Source organism: Chromobacterium haemolyticum, from assembly GCF_002081825.1.
GTDB lineage: Bacteria > Pseudomonadota > Gammaproteobacteria > Burkholderiales > Chromobacteriaceae > Chromobacterium > Chromobacterium fluminis.
On record NZ_MUKU01000015.1, the window covers coordinates 25,977 to 43,807 of the forward strand.

Consider the following 17,831-nt stretch of genomic DNA (forward strand, 5'->3'; position numbering starts at 1 on the left):
ATCCTCAAAGGTAATGAAAAAATGAAACAGTCGCTCCTCGTTGCTGCCCTGCTGGCTGTAGCCCTGTCCGCTTGCGGTAAGAAAGCTGAAGCTCCGGCTGAAGCTTCCGCTCCTGCTGTTGAAGCATCCGCTCCGGCTGCCGCTCCGGCATCCGCTCCGGCTGCTGAAGCTTCCGCTCCGGCTGCTGCTTCCGCTCCGGCTGCTGAGGCTTCCGCTGCCAAGTAATTCTTGGCCTGCGACAAAAAAACCGGCTATGGCCGGTTTTTTTGTATCTGTAGCAAATGGAACAAGGGGTGTTGCAACATGAAAACAACACAATTGTCTGTTCGCTACAAAGTGTTACATTTTTGCCTGATTGTCTATGGCCGGATTAACTGATTGGCAGTTTGATAATCAAGGTGCAAAGAAAAGCCCGCGATAGCGGGCTTTTCTTTTTTAAGGCACGCGCTGATTTCGCGTCTTATTGCAGCTCGGTTTGCAATTTCGACAGCGCGGCCTTGCTGAACGCGTCGGACAGAGGCTTGCCCTGCTTGTCCTGAATGGACACCGTGCTGGAGCCGGGCGCGGTTTCCTTGATTTGCACGCGGTATTCCTGCTCGGTGGGCTTGGCGGACTTGCCGTCGTTGCTCTTCCAGAAGGCGAGGCTGGACCAGAAGCCGCCGGATTCGTTCTTGTCGGTTTCGCTCTTGGCCGGTTTGACGAAGTAAACGCCTTGGGAGCGGTCTCGGTCGCTGACCACCAGGCCGACGCGATCCAGCGCCAAGCCGACGCGGCGCCAGGCGCGGTCGAACTCGTCGCTGAGCACCAACTGGCCGTCGACGATGGGCGTTTGCGGCTTGGTCGGCGCGCTCAGCGTCTGCTTGACCTGTTCGCGAGCTTTGTCCTCGGCCATGCCCAGATTCATCATGAAGCGGCCCAGCAACTCGGCTTCCAGGCCTGGGTCGGTGGCGCGGGGCTGCCAGATGGTGTTGGTCTTGGTTGTGTCGGCATAGACTTCTTCCATGCCGCGGTGGGAGAAGTAGACTTCGGTGCCGTTGGCGGTCTTTTCCAGACGAATGCGGAACTTGTCGCGCTCGCCGGTGGAGTAGACGCTGCCGAGACCGACGGTTTCCAGCAGTTTGCGCAGGCCGTCGTTGGGCAGCTTGGCGCGGTTTTCCGCCCAGTCCGTTTCCATGACGCCTACGGCCGGGTCTTCGCTCTTGATGACGAAGCCGTTGTCTTGCCAGAAGGCCTTCAATGCCGGCCACAGCTGTTCCGGGCTCTTGCCGGATACCACCAGCCAGCGTTGGGTGCCGGCGCGCTCCATCTTGACGTTGTCCAGCTGGTTCAGGGCGACCGAGCTGCCTGCCGCCGGCTGTTGGGTCGGAGAGTCGACTTTGGCGCCTTGGGCTGCGGCGCTGGCTGCGCCGGGGATGGTGTACTTGTTCTGGATTTGCGGCGCGGTCAGGTCGGGCGGCACTTCCAGAGTGTTGACGGTTTTAGGCTTGTCGGACTGGTAGTCCAGCTTCTTGGTCAGCGGCTGTTGCGAGCTGCAACCGGCGATAATGCCGGTTGCCAGCAGAATCGCGGCGGGCGCGGTTCGTTTCATGCGGTCTCCCATCGTTTCGGCAGAGGAAGGATTAAAGGATGTCGGCTTGTTTCATCGCCACTTCCACGGAGGCTTGCGCGTCGATGGACAGCGGCGTCAGCGGCAGGCGTATGCCGGAGGGAATCCGGTTCATCCGCGCCAGCGCCCACTTGGCCGGAATCGGGTTGGGTTCGATAAACAGCTGCTTGTGCAGGCCTTGCAGCTTGTCGTTGATTTCGCGAGCCAGCTTGGCGTTGCCGCCGGTGGCGGCTTTGCAAAGCTCGCTCATCAATTTGGGCGCGATATTGGCGGTGACCGAGATCACGCCATGGCCGCCGCACAGCATGAAAGCCATGCCGGTGGCGTCGTCCCCGGAGTAGAGGGTGAAGCCGTCCGGAACGCGCATGACCAGATCACAGGCGCGGCCGATGTCGCCGGTGGCGTCTTTCAGGCCGACGATGTTGGGGTGGGCGGCCAGGCGCAGCGCGGTGTCGTTGCTCATGTCGGCAACGGTGCGGCCGGGCACGTTATAAAGGATGACCGGCAGCTTGCTGGCATCGGCGATCGCTTTGAAATGCTGGTAAAGACCTTCCTGAGTGGGCTTGTTGTAATAAGGCACGACCGACAACACGTAATCGGCGCCAACCTCCTGAGACAAGTGGCTCAGTTCGATCGCTTCGGCCGTGGAGTTGCCGCCGGCGCCGGCGACGACTTTGACGCGGCCGGCGGCGTATTCGACAACCGCCTTGACCACGGCGATGTGCTCGGTCACGTTCAATGTGGCGGATTCGCCAGTGGTGCCAACCGCGACAATGCCGTCGGTGCCATTCTCAATATGGAAATCGACGAGTCGTCGCAGTGCCTCGTAGTCGACCGAGCCGTCTGCGGACATCGGGGTGACCAGGGCGACCAAGCTGCCGGTAAGCATAGTTCAGCCTATCTCAGGGAATAGAAAACAAGGCTTACGATTGTAGCGGAATTCGAGAAGCTGGCAAAAGGTAGGCGGCGTTTCCTTGACGGACGGTTCGGGAAAACGCCCGCACTGTGCTAGAATCCCACGTTTTTCCGATACTTACGGCTATTTGGCTGAAGGATCCATAAGCGTGATTACCACAAGCAATATTACCATGCAGTTTGGCGTCAAACCTTTGTTCGAAAAGGTTTCCGTCAAATTTGGCGAAGGCAACCGTTACGGCCTGATCGGCGCCAACGGTTCCGGCAAATCCACTTTTATGAAGATTCTGGGTGGCGACCTGGAGCAGACCAGCGGCGAGGTGGCCATTGAGAACGGCCTGCGCCTGGGTAAGCTGCGCCAGGATCAGTTCGCCTATGAAGATCAGCGCGTCATCGACGTGGTGATGATGGGACATTCCGAAATGTGGGCGGCGATGAGCGAACGCGACGCCATCTATGCCAACCCGGAAGCCAGCGAAGACGATTACATGCACGCGGCCGAACTGGAAGCCAAGTTCGCCGAATACGACGGCTACACCGCCGAGGCGCGCGCCGGCGAACTGCTGATGGGCGTGGGCATTCCGGTGGAACAGCACGCCGGCCCGATGAGCGAAGTGGCGCCGGGCTGGAAATTGCGTGTTTTGCTGGCTCAGGCTCTGTTCTCCAATCCGGACATCCTGTTGCTGGACGAACCCACCAACAACCTGGACATCAACACCATCCGCTGGTTGGAAAACGTGCTCAACGAGCGCAACTCCACCATGATCATCATTTCGCACGACCGTCACTTCCTGAATTCGGTGTGCACCCACATGGCGGATTTGGACTACAACACCATTCGTATCTACCCGGGCAATTACGACGACTACATGATCGCGTCGGCCCAGGCGCGCGAACGCCAGTTGTCGTCCAACAGCAAGGCCAAGGAACGTATCCAGGAACTGCAAGAGTTCGTGGCCCGCTTCTCTGCCAACAAGTCCAAGGCGCGCCAGGCGACCAGCCGACTGAAGCAGGTGGACAAGCTGAAGTCCGAAATGGTGGAAGTGAAGCCGTCCAGCCGTCAAAACCCGTTCATTCGTTTTGAAATGGACGACAAGTTCAAACTGCACCGTCAGGCGGTGGAGGTGGATCACCTCAATAAGGCTTACGATACCAAGGTCCTGTTCAAGGATTTGAGCCTGATCCTGGAGGCAGGGGCCCGCTTGGCCATTATCGGCCCTAACGGCGCGGGCAAGACCTCGCTGGTCAAATTGCTGGCCGGCGCCTTTGACGCGCAGTTCGCCGAAGGCCTGAGCGCTGACCACGGCTCGATCAAATGGGCGGAGAAAGCTCAGGTGGGCTATTTCGCACAGGACCACGAGGCCGATTTCGACAGCGACATGACGCTGACCGAGTGGATGCGCGAATGGGGCCAGGAGGGCGACGACGAGCAGGTGATCCGCGGCACGCTGGGCCGTCTGTTGTTTGGCGGCGACGAGGTGGGCAAGCCGGTTCGCGTGCTGTCCGGCGGCGAGAAGGGCCGCATGCTGTACGGCAAGCTGATCCTGCAAAAGCCGAATGTGATGATTATGGATGAGCCGACCAACCATATGGACATGGAGTCGATCGAATCCCTGAACATGGCGCTGGAGAAGTACAAGGGCACCTTGATCTTCGTTTCCCACGACCGTCAGTTCGTCAGCTCGCTGGCGACGCATGTGTTGGAGCTGGACGGCAAGGGCGGGTACGACTACTACACCGGCAATTACGAAGACTACTTGGCCAGCAAAGGCCTGGAGTAAGTTGCTGCTTATGGTCGGTTACACTCGGTAACTGACCTGTAGAGCAGTTGCTTTACCGGCGGGAGTGAGTGCGCTATATTGCAGTGCGTCTTGTGCACTGCAATGGCTGCGGCGCACAAACTTCCGCTTTTCTTTTTGCTTTAAAAAATAACCAATAAAAACAGGTGTTTGGCCATAGGTGGTCGATGGTGGAGTTGTGAGTCCGGCCTCTGGGCGGATTGCCTGTCATCTACAAAGTCAGTAAGGAAAATCCATGCGCTTGAAAGGTAAAGTCTCCATCATCACCGGCGCCGCCAGCGGCATCGGCAAGGCGACAGCCGAGAAATTCGTTAAAGAAGGCGCGGTCGTCGCCGTTTGCGACCTCAATCTGGACGCTGTTAACGCGGTGGTAGAGGAGTTGCAGCAGGCCGGCGGCGAAGCCATCGGCTACAAGGTGGATGTGACGAATAAGGGTCAGATCGCGGACATGGTTGCCGATCTGAAAAACCGCCGCGGCCGCATCGACGTTCTGGTCAACAACGCCGGCATCGTCATGGACGCTCAACTGATGAAGATGACCGAAGACCAGTTCGACAAGGTGATCGACATCAATCTGAAAGGCGTTTACAACTGTGCCCGCGCGGTGATCGACACCATGGTGGAGCAGGGCGGCGGCGTGATTCTGAACGCGTCCTCGGTGGTGGGCGTCTACGGCAACTTCGGCCAGACCAACTACGCTGCGTCCAAGTTCGGCGTCATTGGCTTCGTCAAAACCTGGGCCAAGGAATTGGGCAAAAAAGGCATTCGCGCCAACGCGGTGTGCCCGGGCTTCGTTGCCACCCCCATCCTGCAATCGATGCCGGAGAAGGTGATCCAGGCGATGGAGGACAAAGTGCCGATGCGACGCATGGCCGATCCGACCGAGATCGCCAACGTCTATGCCTTCCTGGCGTCCGACGAGGCCAGCTACATCAACGGCGCGGCCATCGAAGTGACCGGCGGTCTGACGCTCTGATTCGTCGCGTCCGCATGTGAAAACGCCCCGATATCGGGGCGTTTTGCTTTGTCGGGCCACAGAGGTTTCAATCCTCGCTGTCCGGGTCGCGCGCCAGCAGCGCGGCTTCGACTTCGCGCCGGTGCAAATGCGGCGCGAACAGCTCGATGAAGGTGTAGGCGAAGCCGCGCAGATAGGCGTCCTTGCGGATGCCTATCTTGGTGGTGGACGGTTCGAACAGATGGCCGGCGTCCAGCAATTGCAGATTGAGGTCGCGCTCCGGCTCGTAAGCCATGCTGGCGATGATGCCTATGCCCAGCCCCAGGCCGACATAGGTCTTGATGACGTCGGTGTCGATCGCAGTCAGCACCACGTTGGGCGCCAGGCCCTGGTCGGCAAAAGCTTTGTTGATCTTAGAGCGGCCGGCAAAGGCGAAGTCGTAGGTGACGATGGGGTAGCGGGCGATGTCCGCCAACGTCAGAGGGCGATCCAACTCCGTCAGCTCATGTCCTTCCTGCACCACGATGGAACGGTTCCATTCATAGCAGGGCAGCATCGCCAATTCTTTGTACAAAGCAATGCCTTCGGTGGCGATGGCGAGGTCGGCTTCGCCGGACACCACCATTTCGCAGATCTGGGTGGGGCTGCCCTGCTTGATCGACAGCCTCACCTTAGGGTAACGTCGAACGAACTCGGCGATGGCCGGCGGCAGCGCGTAGCGCGCTTGGGTGTGCGTGGTGGCGATGGTCAGAGCGCCTTCCGCCTCTTTGGAGAATTCGTCGCCCACCCGTTTCAGATTCTGCGCTTCGCGTAGAATGCGCTCCGAGATGCGCAACACCTCTTTGCCCGGCTCGGAGACTGAAACCACCCGCTTGCCGTTGCGGATGAAGACCTGGATGCCCAACTCATCCTCCAGCAGCCGGATCTGCTTGGAAATGCCCGGCTGCGAGGTGTGCAGTTTTTCCGCGGCTTCCGAGACGTTCAGCCCCTGCTTGGCCACCTCCACCAAGTAACGCAGTTGTTGCAGCTTCATGCGACGCCATCCTCTATAAAACCTGTAGTAATTAAATACTAACACAATATTCTTTTCGGTTTATAAGCGGCTTGGGTAGGATTGTCATGAAATTTCCTGCCTGGAGCCTCTGATGAGCCTGGAAGCAAAACTGGACGCCACCGTCGCCTGCCTCAGGACGATTGCCGCCGCGCATCCTGACGCCGTGCTGGCCAATAGCTACGGCGCCGAGGACATGGTACTGACCGATCTGATCGCCCGTCTGGGTCTGGGCATAGCTGCCTTTAGCCTGGACACCGGCCGTCTGCCGACGGAAACCTACGATCTGATGCAAAGGGTGGAAGAGCGCTATCCCAGCCACCCGGTCGCCGTGTATTTCCCTCAGGCCGCCGCGGTGGAGCAGTACGTCGGTCTCCACGGCATCAACGGCTTTTACCACAGCGTGGACGCGCGCAAGTCCTGTTGCCAGGTACGCAAGCTGGAGCCGCTGCGGCGCGCGCTGGCCGGGCGGTCAGCCTGGATCACAGGGCTGCGGCGCGAACAGTCGCCGACGCGCCAGGACCTGCAGGTCAGCGAATACGACGCCGACAACGGACTGCAAAAGTTCAGCCCGCTGCTGGACTGGAGCGAGCGCGATGTTTGGGACTATCTGCGCGGGCACGAAGTGCCCTACAACGCCCTGCACGACCGCCATTACCCTTCCATCGGCTGCGCGCCCTGTACCCGGGCCATTTCGGTGGGCGAGGACGTCCGAGCTGGGCGCTGGTGGTGGGAAAACCCCGATTCCAAGGAGTGCGGCCTGCACGGCAAGGCCAGCCCGTTGAAACGTCCGGCATAGCGCCGTCTGAAAGAGCACCATGTATCAATATGATGAAGTCGATCACCGCATCGTTCGCGAGCGCGTGGTTCAGTTTCGCGATCAGACCCGGCGCTATCTGGCCGGTGAGCTGAGCGAGGACGAGTTTCGCCCGCTGCGCCTGATGAACGGCCTGTACGTGCAGCGCCACGCGCCGATGCTGCGCGTCGCCATTCCCTACGGCCATCTGCGCAGCGGCCAGCTGCGCAAGTTGGCCGACATCGCCCGCCGCTACGATAAGGGCTACGGCCATTTCACCACCCGCCAGAACATTCAGTTCAACTGGCCGGAACTGGCGCGGGTGCCGGATATCCTGGAAGAGCTGTCCACGGTGGAGATGCATGCGATCCAGACTTCGGGCAACTGCGTGCGCAATACTACCACCGACGCCTTCGCCGGCGTGGCCGGCGACGAACTGCTGGACCCGCGGCCTTGGTGCGAGATCATCCGCCAGTGGAGCACGCTGCACCCCGAGTTCACCTTCCTGCCGCGCAAATTCAAGATAGCGGTGTCCGGCAGCGTGGAAGACCGCGCCGCCACCCGCGTGCACGACATCGGCCTGCACGTGGTGCGCAACGAGGCCGGCGAAGTGGGCTTCCGCGTGATGGTGGGCGGCGGCCTGGGACGTACTCCCATCGTCGGCGACGTGGTCAAGGATTTTTTGCCCACGCCGCATCTGCTGACCTATCTGGACGCGGTGTTACGGGTCTACAACCGCTTTGGCCGCCGCGACAACAAGTACAAGGCGCGCATCAAGATTCTGGTCAAGGCGATGACGGTGGAGGGCTTCGCAGCCAAAGTCGAGGACGAATGGCTGCATATCAAGGGCGGCCCTGCCACCTTGCGTGACGAGGACGTCGCGCATTACGCCAGCTTTTTCACTGATCCGCCGTATCAGACGCTGCAGGCCAACCCAACCGAACTGCAGGCTTCGCTGGAAGAGGACAAAGGTTTCGCTCGCTGGGCGGAGCGCAATACCCGCGCCCACAAGCGGCCGGGTTATCGCTCAGTGGTGCTGTCGCTGAAGCGCGCCGGCGTGCCGCCCGGCGACATCAGCGCGGAGCAGATGGACGCGGCGGCGGATTTGGCCGACCGCTTTGGCTTTGGCGAGCTGCGCGTCGCTCATGAGCAAAACCTGGTGTTGCCGGACGTTCGGGAGAAGGACTTGCACGCGCTGTGGCTACTGGCGCGAGAGCATGGCTTCGCCACGCCCAATATCGGCCTGCTCACCGACATCATCTGCTGTCCGGGCGGCGACTTCTGCTCGCTGGCCAACGCGCGTTCGATTCCGGTGGCGGAGGCTATTCAGCAAACCTTCGAGGACATGGACTATCTGTACGACCTCGGCGACATTGACTGCAATTTCTCCGGCTGCATGAACGCCTGCGGCCATCACCACATCGGCAATATCGGCATACTCGGCGTCGACAAGAACGGGGAGGAGTGGTACCAGATCACGCTGGGCGGCAGCCAGGGGAGCGCCACCAGCATTGGAAAGGTGATAGGGCCCTCGTTTGCTCAGGCCGACGTTCCCAAGGCCTTCACCACCATCATGAGCGTTTATTTGGAACAACGCGGTTCGGGTGAGCGCTTCATTGAAACCGTGCGCCGCATCGGCATCGAACCCTTCAAGGAGCGGGTATATGCCAAACATCATTAAACAGGGGCAAGTCCGGCCGGACGATTGGAATCTGCTGCGCCAGGATGAAAACGGCCAGTTGCCGGAAACCGCGGCGGGCGGCAATGTGATCGTGCCGCTATCCGATTGGCTGGAGCGGCGCGCGTTCTGGCGCAGCCACGCGGCGCGGGTGGGGGTCTGGCTGGGACCGGACGACGATCCGGCGCGGCTACTGGCCGATTTGCCAGAGTTGGAGCTGATCGCCGTCGATTTTCCGGCCTTTACCGATGGTCGCGGCTACAGTCACGCCCGCTTGCTGCGCGAGCGTTACGGCTATCGTGGGGAACTGCGGGCGATTGGGGATGTCTGGCAAGACTTACTGCACTCCATGGCGCAAGTTGGTTTTGATGCATTCGCCATCAAGGACGGCAAGGCGCTGGAATCTTCGCTGGATGGTTTCAATACTTTTAGCGAAAACTATCAGGCTACCGTGCTGAACCCGTTGCCACTGTTTCGTAGGCGCGTCACATCGCCGTAATGTGTGGTTTATGCGAGACAAAGGCCGCAAAAAAACGCTTTTTTTGACGTTTTTTTGCAACGGATTGCTCGCAATCTGTGGCGCCCTAAGTTGACATGGGGTTGCAGCGTTTCTATAGTGCGGGTTAACTGCATAAACACAGTTTGCAGATCACCCTGTTGTTTGCAGTAAAATTGTTCGTGTGGTCTTTGCGTCAGCCCGCATTGCTACCCATTTTATAGATTAAAGAGGGAATAACATGACTAAACAGCTGAAACTGAGCGCCCTGGTTGCTGCTCTGTTGGTTTCCGCTAGCGCTTTTGCTGCTAAACCTGGCTATGCCGTTGACCAGTCCACCGAATCCGTGACTCGCAACAACTACGGCGAGTGCTGGAGAACCAACTTCTTCGACAAGGCCAAAGACGGCCTGGTTGAATGTGGCGACCGCGAAGCTACCAAGGTAGCTGAAGCTCCGAAGCCGGTGCTGGTTTCCGAAAAAGAAAAAGTCACCCTGTCCGCTAAAGTGCTGTTCGACTTCGACAAGGCCAAGCTGCGCGCTGACGCCAAGAACGAACTGGACCCGCTGGTTGAAAAGCTGAAAGCCAACGCTGGCAAAGGCTACCTGAAGTCCGTTGAAGTTGCTGGCTACACCGACTTCATGGGTTCCGCCGCTTACAACAACCGTCTGTCGCAAGAGCGCGCCGACGCTGTTAAAGGCTACTTCATCGCTGCTGGCGTTCCGGCTGAAAAAGTGACCTCCGTAGGTCGCGGCGCTGCCGAAGCCAAGATGACTGCCGAGTGCAAGGCCAAATTCCCGAAATACCAGAAGAAAGGTTCCAAGCAGAACCTGGCTATCAAGGAATGCATCGAGTCTGATCGTCGCGTTGAGCTGACCATCGACGCGGTTAAAGAGTCCCTGGTTGAGAAGAAGTAATCTCGATTAGTTGCTCTGCTCAAAAAGCCCCGCAATCTTGCGGGGCTTTTTGCATTGGGCGGCGGATGGCCGGCTCTGTCCGCCGTTGCCGGCCCAATTGCGTTTCATGGCTGGACGCTATCCGTGGCTGGCAGATACAATCGAAGGTTTTCAGGACGCAATAAGACCAGCACATGCAGGTATTTTTTGGAGATCCGCGGCGTTATTCGCTGCCAGCCTGCGCCTTGACCATAGGCAATTTCGACGGCGTGCACCTTGGCCATCAGAAAATGCTGCAACGTCTGCGGCTGGAAGCCGACGCCCGAGGCTTGCCGACGGCCCTGTTGACCTTTGAGCCCCATCCGCGGGAATTCTTCGCGCGGGACAATCCGCCTGGCCGTTTGTCCACCTTGCGCGACAAACTGGTGTTTCTGCAGCGGCTGGGTTTGGTCGATTATGTGTTCGTCTATCGCTTCAACCGCGGCTTCGCCGGCATGTCGGCGCTGGACTTTATCGACAAGGTTCTGGTCCAGGGTCTGCAGACCAAGTATTTGCTGATCGGCGACGACTTCCAGTTCGGCGCCAAGCGGCAGGGCCATTTTGAGATGCTGAGCTCCTGTCCCCATTTCGTCACCGAGGCGATGCCGACGGTGCTGGCCACGGGCGAACGCGCTTCCAGCACCTTGGTGCGCGAGCGGCTGGCCGCCGGCGACCTGGGCGGTGCGGAAAGCCTGCTAGGGCGCGAGTATCAGATTTCCGGACGCGTGGTGCACGGCAAGAAGCTGGGCCGTACCATAGGTTTCCCCACGGCCAACATCCATTTGCCGCATTTGCGTCCGGCCTTGCAAGGCGTGTTCGTGGTGCAGGCGGAAACCGCCGACGGGGTGTTGGGCGGCGTAGCCAGCCTGGGTCTGAACCCGACGGTCAGCGACACTCCGGACTACAAACTGGAAGTGCATCTGTTCGATTTCGCCGGCGATCTGTATGGCCAGCGGCTGACGGTGCGATTCCTGAAGAAACTGCGCGACGAGGCGCGGTATGATGATTTATCGGCGCTGATCGCTCAGATTGAAAAAGACGCGGCCAGCGCCAAGACCTATTTGACAAGTTTGCAGCGAGAGCAGGCATGAGCATCGATTATCGTAAAACCGTAAACCTGCTGGATACACCCTTCGCCATGCGCGGGGATCTGGCCAAACGCGAACCGGCCTGGGTCAAGCGCTGGCAGGAAGAGAAGCGCTATGACAAGCTGCGCAAGCTCTCCGCCGGCCGGCCCAAGTTCATACTGCACGACGGCCCTCCGTACGCCAACAACGATATCCACCTGGGCCACGCGGTCAACAAGGTGTTGAAGGACATCATCGTCCGCTCCAAGACGCTGGCTGGTTTCGACGCCCCTTACGTGCCGGGCTGGGACTGCCACGGCCTGCCCATCGAACTGATGGTGGAGAAGCTGCACGGCAAGGACATTCCCGCCGCCAAGTTTCGCGAACTGTGTCGCGAATACGCGAAAGAGCAGGTGGCGCGCCAGAAAAAGGGCTTTATTCGCTTGGGCGTGCTGGGCGATTGGGACAATCCCTATCTGACCATGGATTTCAAGACCGAGGCCGACATCGTGCGAACCCTCGGCAAGATCTTCGAGAACGGCTATCTGAGCAAGGGCGAGAAGCCGGTGCACTGGTGCATCGAGTGCGGCTCGTCGCTGGCTGAAGCCGAAGTGGAATACGAAGACAAAGTGTCGCCGGCGATTGATGTCGGCTTCAAGGTGCTTGACGCCGACAAGGCTTCGGCCGCCTTCGACGCCGACGCCTCCGGCGCGATGGCCGTAATCTGGACCACCACGCCGTGGACGCTGCCGGCCAACCAGGCCGTCGCCGCCGGCGCCAATCTGGATTACCAGTTGATCGACACCCCCAAGGGCAAGCTGATTCTGGGCAAGGATCTGGTCGAGTCGGCAATGAAGCGCTACGGTGTTGAAGAGTACCGCGTGCTGGGCGAAGCCAAGGGCGAAGCACTGGAGCTGATCCAGTTGAGCCACCCGTTCTACGACCGCCAAGTGCCGGTGATCCTGGGCGATCACGTCACCACCGACGCGGGTACCGGCCTGGTGCACACCGCGCCGGCCCATGGTCTGGAAGATTTCCAGGCCGGTTTGCAGTACAAGCTGCCGGTGGCCAACCCGGTGGCCGACGACGGCCGCTACAAGAGCACCACCGAACTGTTCGCCGGCATGCTGGTATGGGACGCCAACCCGCGCGTGATCGAAACGCTGGAAGAACACGGCACGCTGGTGCACAAGGCCAAGCTGGAGCACAGCTATCCGCACTGCTGGCGCCACAAGACGCCGATCATCTTCCGCGCCACACCGCAGTGGTTCATCAGCATGGACCGCCAGGTCAATGGCGGCGAAACGCTGCGCGAGATCAGCCAGCGCGCCGTCGATGCCACCGAGTTCTTCCCGGCCTGGGGCCGCGCGCGTCTGGACGCGATGATCAAGAACAGCCCCGACTGGTGCGTGTCGCGCCAGCGCAATTGGGGCGTGCCGATGACTTTCTTCATCCACAAGGAGTCGGGCGAGCTGCATCCGCGTTCCGCCCAGCTGCTGGAAGAAGTGGCGTTGCGCATCGAACAGCAGGGCATCGAAGCCTGGTTCAGCCTGGACGCCAAGGAATTGCTGGGCGAAGAGGCCGAGCAATACCGCAAGCTCTCCGACACCCTGGACGTGTGGTTCGATTCTGGCTCCACCCACTTCGCGGTGTTGAAGCAGCGTCCGGAGTTGGCCTGGCCGGCGGACCTGTACCTGGAAGGCTCGGACCAGCATCGCGGCTGGTTCCAGTCCTCGCTGAAAACCGGTTGCGCCACCATCGGCCGCGCGCCGTACAAGCAGCTCTTGACCCACGGCTTCACCGTGGACGACAAGGGCTACAAGATGTCCAAGTCGCGCGGCAACGGCATTGCGCCGGAAGAGATCTGCGGCACCTTGGGCGCCGACATCCTGCGCCTGTGGGTGGCTAGCGCCGACTATTCCGGCGATATGTCGCTGTCGCAGGAAATCCTGAAGCGCACGACGGAAAGCTATCGTCGCTTGCGCAACACCATCCGCTTCCTGCTGTCCAATCTGTCGGATTTCGATCCGCTGGAACACGCCGTGCCGTTGGCCAATATGGTGGAACTGGACCAGTACGCGCTGCTGCGCGCGCGCGAAGTGCAGGAAAAGGCGGCGGGCGAGCTGTACTCGCGCTACGCCTTCCATCATGTGGTGCAGGAAGTGGTGGGGTATTGCTCCGAGGATCTGGGCGCCTTCTACCTGGACGTGATCAAGGACCGTTTGTACACCACCAAGGCGGACAGCCACGCGCGCCGCAGCGCCCAGACCGCGCTGTACCACATCACCCGCAGCTTGCTGTTGCTGGTGGCGCCCATCCTGTGCTTCACCGCCGACGAGGCGTGGAACGTGCTGGTGGACAGCGAGGAAGAGTCGCCGCTGTATCACGTCTGGCATGAGTTCCCGGCACAGTCCGCCGAGCGCGAAGCGGCCTTGTCCGCCAAGTGGCAGGCCATTCGCGAACTGCGCGCCCAGGTCAACAAACAGATCGAAGCGCTGCGCAGCGCCGATCAGCTGGGTTCTTCGTTGCAGGCGGAGATCGAGATCGAAGCCGACGGCGAGCTGTCGCAGTGGCTGAACGCCTTGGGCGATGAACTCAAGTTCGTGCTGATTGTCTCTAAAGCCAGCGTCAAGCAAGGCGAGCAAACCCGCGTCAGCGTGGCGTCGTCGACGCAGCAGAAGTGCGAGCGTTGCTGGCACTACCGCGCCGACGTCGGCAGCCATGCCGGTCACGGCGCGGTGTGCGGCCGTTGCGTGGACAATATCGACGGCAAGGGCGAGACGCGCCGTTTCGCCTGATCCGTGTCGACGCGGCGGCACGGCCGGGCCGGAAGGATAGGAACGCTGAGCGTTCCGGACTTTCGGCGCTTTGATATAGAGTGTGCGGAGCTTTGCTCCGCACGGTGGAAAGGTCCGATGGAATCTGCAATGACTATGCCCAAGGCCAAGCAATGGCCGAAGTGGTTTGCGCTGGCGGCGGTGATCGTGCTGCTGGATCAATTGTCCAAGATCTATTTCAACGGCAATTACCAGTACGGCGAAGTCCGGGAAGTCATTCCCGGCTTTTTCGGATTCACCCTGCTGTACAATCCGGGCGCGGCGTTCAGCTTCCTGCACGATGCCGGCGGCTGGCAGAAGTATCTGTTTTCCGGGCTGGCCTTCGCCGTGTCCGGCTGGCTGGGCTGGAACATCGTCAAGGGCCGCTTCAGCGGGCTGATGAACCTGGCTGCGGCCTTCATCATGGGCGGCGCGCTTGGCAATGTGATCGATCGCATCGTTCACGGCCATGTGATCGATTTCATCCAGGTGCATTACTACAGCAGCTGGTCGTACCCGGCCTTCAATCTGGCGGACTCCTTCATCTGCGTGGGAGCCGCCTTGATGGTGTTGGACAGTTTCAGAAAGCCGCGCGCCTGAGCGCCGCGGCTTGAGCAAGGATTTGTGATGACGAAGACCATTTTGCTGGCCAACCCGCGCGGTTTCTGCGCAGGCGTGGACCGGGCCATCGCCATCGTCGAGCGGGCGATTGAACTGTACGGCGCGCCGATCTATGTGCGTCATGAAGTGGTGCACAACCGTTTCGTCGTCGAGAACCTGCGCGCCAAGGGCGCGGTGTTCATCGAGGAATTGAAGGATGTGCCCAGCGGCAGCACCCTGGTGTATTCCGCTCACGGCGTGCCGCTGTCGGTGCGCGAAGAGGCGGCGGCTTTGGGCCTGCAGGTGTTCGACGCCACCTGTCCGCTGGTCACCAAAGTGCATGTCGAAGTCAAGCGCATGAACAAGGCGGGCATGGAGATCGTCATGATAGGCCACGCCGGCCACCCCGAGGTGGAGGGCACCATGGGCCAGGTGGACGGCGGCATGTATCTGGTGGAAAACGTCACCGACGTCGCCAAGCTGCAAGTGCGCAACCCGGCGGCGCTGTCCTACGTCAGCCAGACCACGCTGTCGGTGGACGAGACCCGCGACATCATCACAGCGTTGAAGGCGCGTTTCCCGGAGATCTCCAGCCCGAAAAAAGACGATATCTGCTACGCCACGCAAAACCGGCAGGACGCGGTAAAGGTGCTGGCCGACGAATGCGACATCGTGGTGGTGGTGGGGTCGCTCAATAGCTCCAACTCCAACCGCTTGCGCGAAGTGGCCGCGCTCAAGGGCGTGGACGCCTATATGGTGGACAATGCGGGCCAATTGGTGGAAGCCTGGTTCGCCGGCAAGCGGCGCGTAGGCGTCACCGCCGGAGCCAGCGCGCCGGAAGTGCTGGTGCAGGCGGTGATAGACCAGATCAAGGCTTTCGGCGCGGACAGCGTCAGCGAGCTGGACGGCGTGGAGGAGAACACGGTATTCGCGTTGCCGCCGGCGCTGCGCGAGGACAAGCGCGTCTGAGCCCGCCAGGCGGTTTCGACGCCAAACCGGCCCCGCGGTCTCGCCGCGGGGCTTTTTCATGTTCGCGCGGCGGCGATCCTGTGTTACGGGCAGGGGTATTGAAAAGTCGGGGACAGCCCTTATCTGATGCGCATCGTTGACCAACTCTTGTGATAAGTCACCATGAGCGCATTGAAAGAAACCCTGGGTTTTCAGACCGAAGTCAAGCAGCTGCTGCAGCTGATGATCCACTCCTTGTATTCCAACAAGGAAATCTTCCTGCGTGAACTGATTTCCAACGCTTCCGACGCCGCCGACAAGCTGCGTTTCGAAGGCCTGGCCAAGCCCGAGCTGTTCGAAAACGAGGCGGAGCTGAAGATCACCATCGGCTACGACGCCGAGGCGCGCACGTTGACCATCGCCGACAACGGCATCGGCATGAGCCGCGATGAAGTCATCGCCAATATCGGCACTATCGCCAAGTCCGGCACCAAGGCCTTTTTCGAGCAGTTGTCCGGCGACGCCAAGAAGGACGCTAATCTGATCGGCCAGTTCGGCGTCGGTTTCTATTCCGCTTTTATCGTGGCCGACAAAGTCACGCTGACCACCCGCCGCGCCGGCGACGCCGCCGACTCCGCCACGCGCTGGGAATCCCAGGGCGCCGGCGAATACACGCTGGAGCAAGTGGAGAAGGCCGGCCGCGGCACGGAAATCGTGTTGCACCTGAAGGAGGGCGAGGACGAGCTGCTGAACGACTGGAAGCTGAAAGGCATCGTTCGCAAGTACTCCGATCACATCTCGATCCCGATCGAGATGAAAAAGGGCAACAGCTACGGCGAAAACGGCGAAGTCATCGTCAGCGACGAGATGGAGGCTGTGAATTCCGCTTCCGCGCTGTGGACCCGCGGCAAGAGCGAGATCAGCGAAGAGCAGTACAAGGAGTTCTACAAGCACGTCGCTCACGACTTCACCGACCCGCTGGCCTGGAGCCACGCTCGCGTCGAGGGCCGCCAGGAATACACGGAGCTGCTTTACATCCCGTCGCGCGCGCCCTTCGACTTGTTCGATCGCGAGCGCAAACAGGGCGTCAAGCTCTATGTGCGCCGCGTCTTCATCATGGAAGACACCGAGAAGTTGATGCCGCACTACCTGCGCTTCGTGCGTGGGGTCATCGACAGCAACGACCTGCCGCTGAATGTGTCGCGCGAAATCCTGCAAGAAAGCAAGGACATCGACGCCATCCGCAACGGCTGCGTCAAGAAAGTGCTGGGTCTGCTGGAGGACCTGGCAGCCAATCAGCCGGAAAAATACGCGGAGTTCTGGCAAGAGTTCGGCCAGGTGCTGAAAGAGGGCGTCGGCGAGGATATGGCCAACAAGGAACGCATCGCCAAGCTGCTGCGTTTCGTCTCCACCGGGTCCGAAGGCGTCGAGCCGGCGGTGACGCTAGGCGACTACGTCGCCCGGATGAAGGAAGGCCAGGACAAGATCTACTACATCACCGCCGATACCCTGGCCGCGGCCAAGAACAGCCCGCACCTTGAAGTGTTCAAGAAGAAGGGCGTCGAGGTGCTGCTGCTGACCGATCGCGTCGATGAGTGGGTGGTGGGCTCGCTGTTCGAGTTCGACGGCAAGGCGCTGCAATCCGTGGCCAAGGGCGCTCTGGATCTGGGCGCGCTGGAAGACGAAGCCGACAAGGAAGCGCAAAAGCAGGTGGAGGAAAGCGCCAAGCCGGTGGTGGAGAAAGTGCAGAAAGCCTTGGCCGACCGGGTCAAGGAGGTGCGCGCCACTGCCCGCCTGACCGAGAGCCCGGCCTGCCTGGTGGCCGGCGAGCACGATATGAGCGCCCACCTGGAACGCATGCTGAAGGCGGCGGGCCAGCAAGTGGAGGCCAGCAAGCCGACTTTGGAGATCAACCCCGAGCATGTGTTGGTGAAACGGCTGGCCGAGGAGGCCGACGAGGCGCGCGCGGGCGATCTGGCCCAAGTGCTGTACGACCAGGCCCTGCTGGCCGAAGGCGGCAAGCTGGAAGATCCGGCAGCCTTCGTCAAGCGCATCAACAAGCTGATGTTGGAGCTGTCGGCTTAAGCTGAACGCCGCTCCCATCGGAATGCCCCGCCGCGCGCGGGGCATTTTTTTTGCGCTGGCAATAATGCCGCGCCGAAAATCATGG

14 protein-coding genes are annotated in these 17,831 nt (G+C 60.5%); 11 read left to right on the forward strand and 3 right to left on the reverse strand.

What is annotated here, in order from left to right; all coding sequences use genetic code 11:
• Window positions 1-460 precede the first annotated feature (460 nt).
• A complete protein-coding gene (gene bamC, locus B0T39_RS13090; RefSeq protein WP_081547294.1) occupies window positions 461-1,588 on the reverse strand; it encodes an outer membrane protein assembly factor BamC in 1,128 nt (375 codons plus the stop codon).
• 31 nt (window positions 1,589-1,619) lie between these two features.
• Window positions 1,620-2,495: a 4-hydroxy-tetrahydrodipicolinate synthase gene (gene dapA, locus B0T39_RS13095; protein ID WP_081547296.1), complete on the reverse strand. Its 876-nt coding sequence runs from the start codon at window positions 2,493-2,495 to the stop codon at window positions 1,620-1,622.
• Between the two features lie 175 nt (window positions 2,496-2,670).
• Here dapA and B0T39_RS13100 point away from each other — a divergent pair, with 175 nt between their 5' ends.
• Both B0T39_RS13100 and fabG read left to right on the forward strand, forming a co-directional pair.
• The gene (locus B0T39_RS13100) at window positions 2,671-4,302 is read left to right on the forward strand and encodes an ABC-F family ATPase (protein WP_039755612.1); all 1,632 of its coding nucleotides are present in this window, start codon (window positions 2,671-2,673) and stop codon (window positions 4,300-4,302) included.
• 253 nt (window positions 4,303-4,555) lie between these two features.
• On the forward strand, window positions 4,556-5,296 hold the full coding sequence (gene fabG / locus B0T39_RS13105) for a 3-oxoacyl-ACP reductase FabG (RefSeq protein WP_043638508.1): 741 nt from the start codon (window positions 4,556-4,558) through the stop codon (window positions 5,294-5,296).
• Between the two features lie 67 nt (window positions 5,297-5,363).
• Here fabG and cysB read toward each other — a convergent pair whose 3' ends face one another.
• The gene (cysB, locus tag B0T39_RS13110) at window positions 5,364-6,308 is read right to left on the reverse strand and encodes an HTH-type transcriptional regulator CysB (protein WP_081547298.1); all 945 of its coding nucleotides are present in this window, start codon (window positions 6,306-6,308) and stop codon (window positions 5,364-5,366) included.
• A gap of 112 nt (window positions 6,309-6,420) precedes the next feature.
• Between cysB and B0T39_RS13115 the strand changes: the two genes are divergently transcribed.
• From B0T39_RS13115 to htpG, 9 genes are all read left to right on the forward strand, one after another.
• On the forward strand, window positions 6,421-7,125 hold the full coding sequence (locus B0T39_RS13115) for a phosphoadenylyl-sulfate reductase (RefSeq protein ID WP_081547300.1): 705 nt from the start codon (window positions 6,421-6,423) through the stop codon (window positions 7,123-7,125).
• A 19-nt stretch (window positions 7,126-7,144) separates the two neighbouring features.
• Entirely contained in the window at window positions 7,145-8,803 is a 1,659-nt protein-coding gene (locus tag B0T39_RS13120; protein WP_081547302.1) for a nitrite/sulfite reductase, read from the forward strand.
• Entirely contained in the window at window positions 8,787-9,299 is a 513-nt protein-coding gene (locus B0T39_RS13125) for a DUF934 domain-containing protein (protein WP_081547304.1), read from the forward strand. The genes B0T39_RS13120 and B0T39_RS13125 overlap by 17 nt, the downstream gene beginning before the upstream one ends.
• Window positions 9,300-9,537: 238 nt before the next feature.
• Window positions 9,538-10,212, forward strand: coding sequence for an OmpA family protein (locus B0T39_RS13130; RefSeq protein WP_081547306.1), 675 nt, complete (start codon window positions 9,538-9,540; stop codon window positions 10,210-10,212).
• Between the two features lie 173 nt (window positions 10,213-10,385).
• The gene (locus tag B0T39_RS13135; protein ID WP_081547308.1) at window positions 10,386-11,321 is read left to right on the forward strand and encodes a bifunctional riboflavin kinase/FAD synthetase; all 936 of its coding nucleotides are present in this window, start codon (window positions 10,386-10,388) and stop codon (window positions 11,319-11,321) included.
• On the forward strand, window positions 11,318-14,095 hold the full coding sequence (gene ileS, locus B0T39_RS13140; RefSeq protein ID WP_081547310.1) for an isoleucine--tRNA ligase: 2,778 nt from the start codon (window positions 11,318-11,320) through the stop codon (window positions 14,093-14,095). Before B0T39_RS13135 ends, ileS begins: the two co-directional genes overlap by 4 nt.
• A gap of 129 nt (window positions 14,096-14,224) precedes the next feature.
• Window positions 14,225-14,713, forward strand: a complete 489-nt coding sequence (gene lspA, locus B0T39_RS13145; RefSeq protein ID WP_081547312.1) for a signal peptidase II — start codon at window positions 14,225-14,227, stop codon at window positions 14,711-14,713.
• Between the two features lie 27 nt (window positions 14,714-14,740).
• Window positions 14,741-15,682 carry a 4-hydroxy-3-methylbut-2-enyl diphosphate reductase gene (gene ispH, locus B0T39_RS13150; protein ID WP_081547314.1) on the forward strand — a complete coding sequence of 314 codons (942 nt, stop codon included), beginning with the start codon at window positions 14,741-14,743 and terminating at the stop codon, window positions 15,680-15,682.
• 162 nt (window positions 15,683-15,844) lie between these two features.
• Window positions 15,845-17,746: a molecular chaperone HtpG gene (gene htpG / locus B0T39_RS13155; RefSeq protein ID WP_081547316.1), complete on the forward strand. Its 1,902-nt coding sequence runs from the start codon at window positions 15,845-15,847 to the stop codon at window positions 17,744-17,746.
• Window positions 17,747-17,831 lie beyond the last annotated feature (85 nt).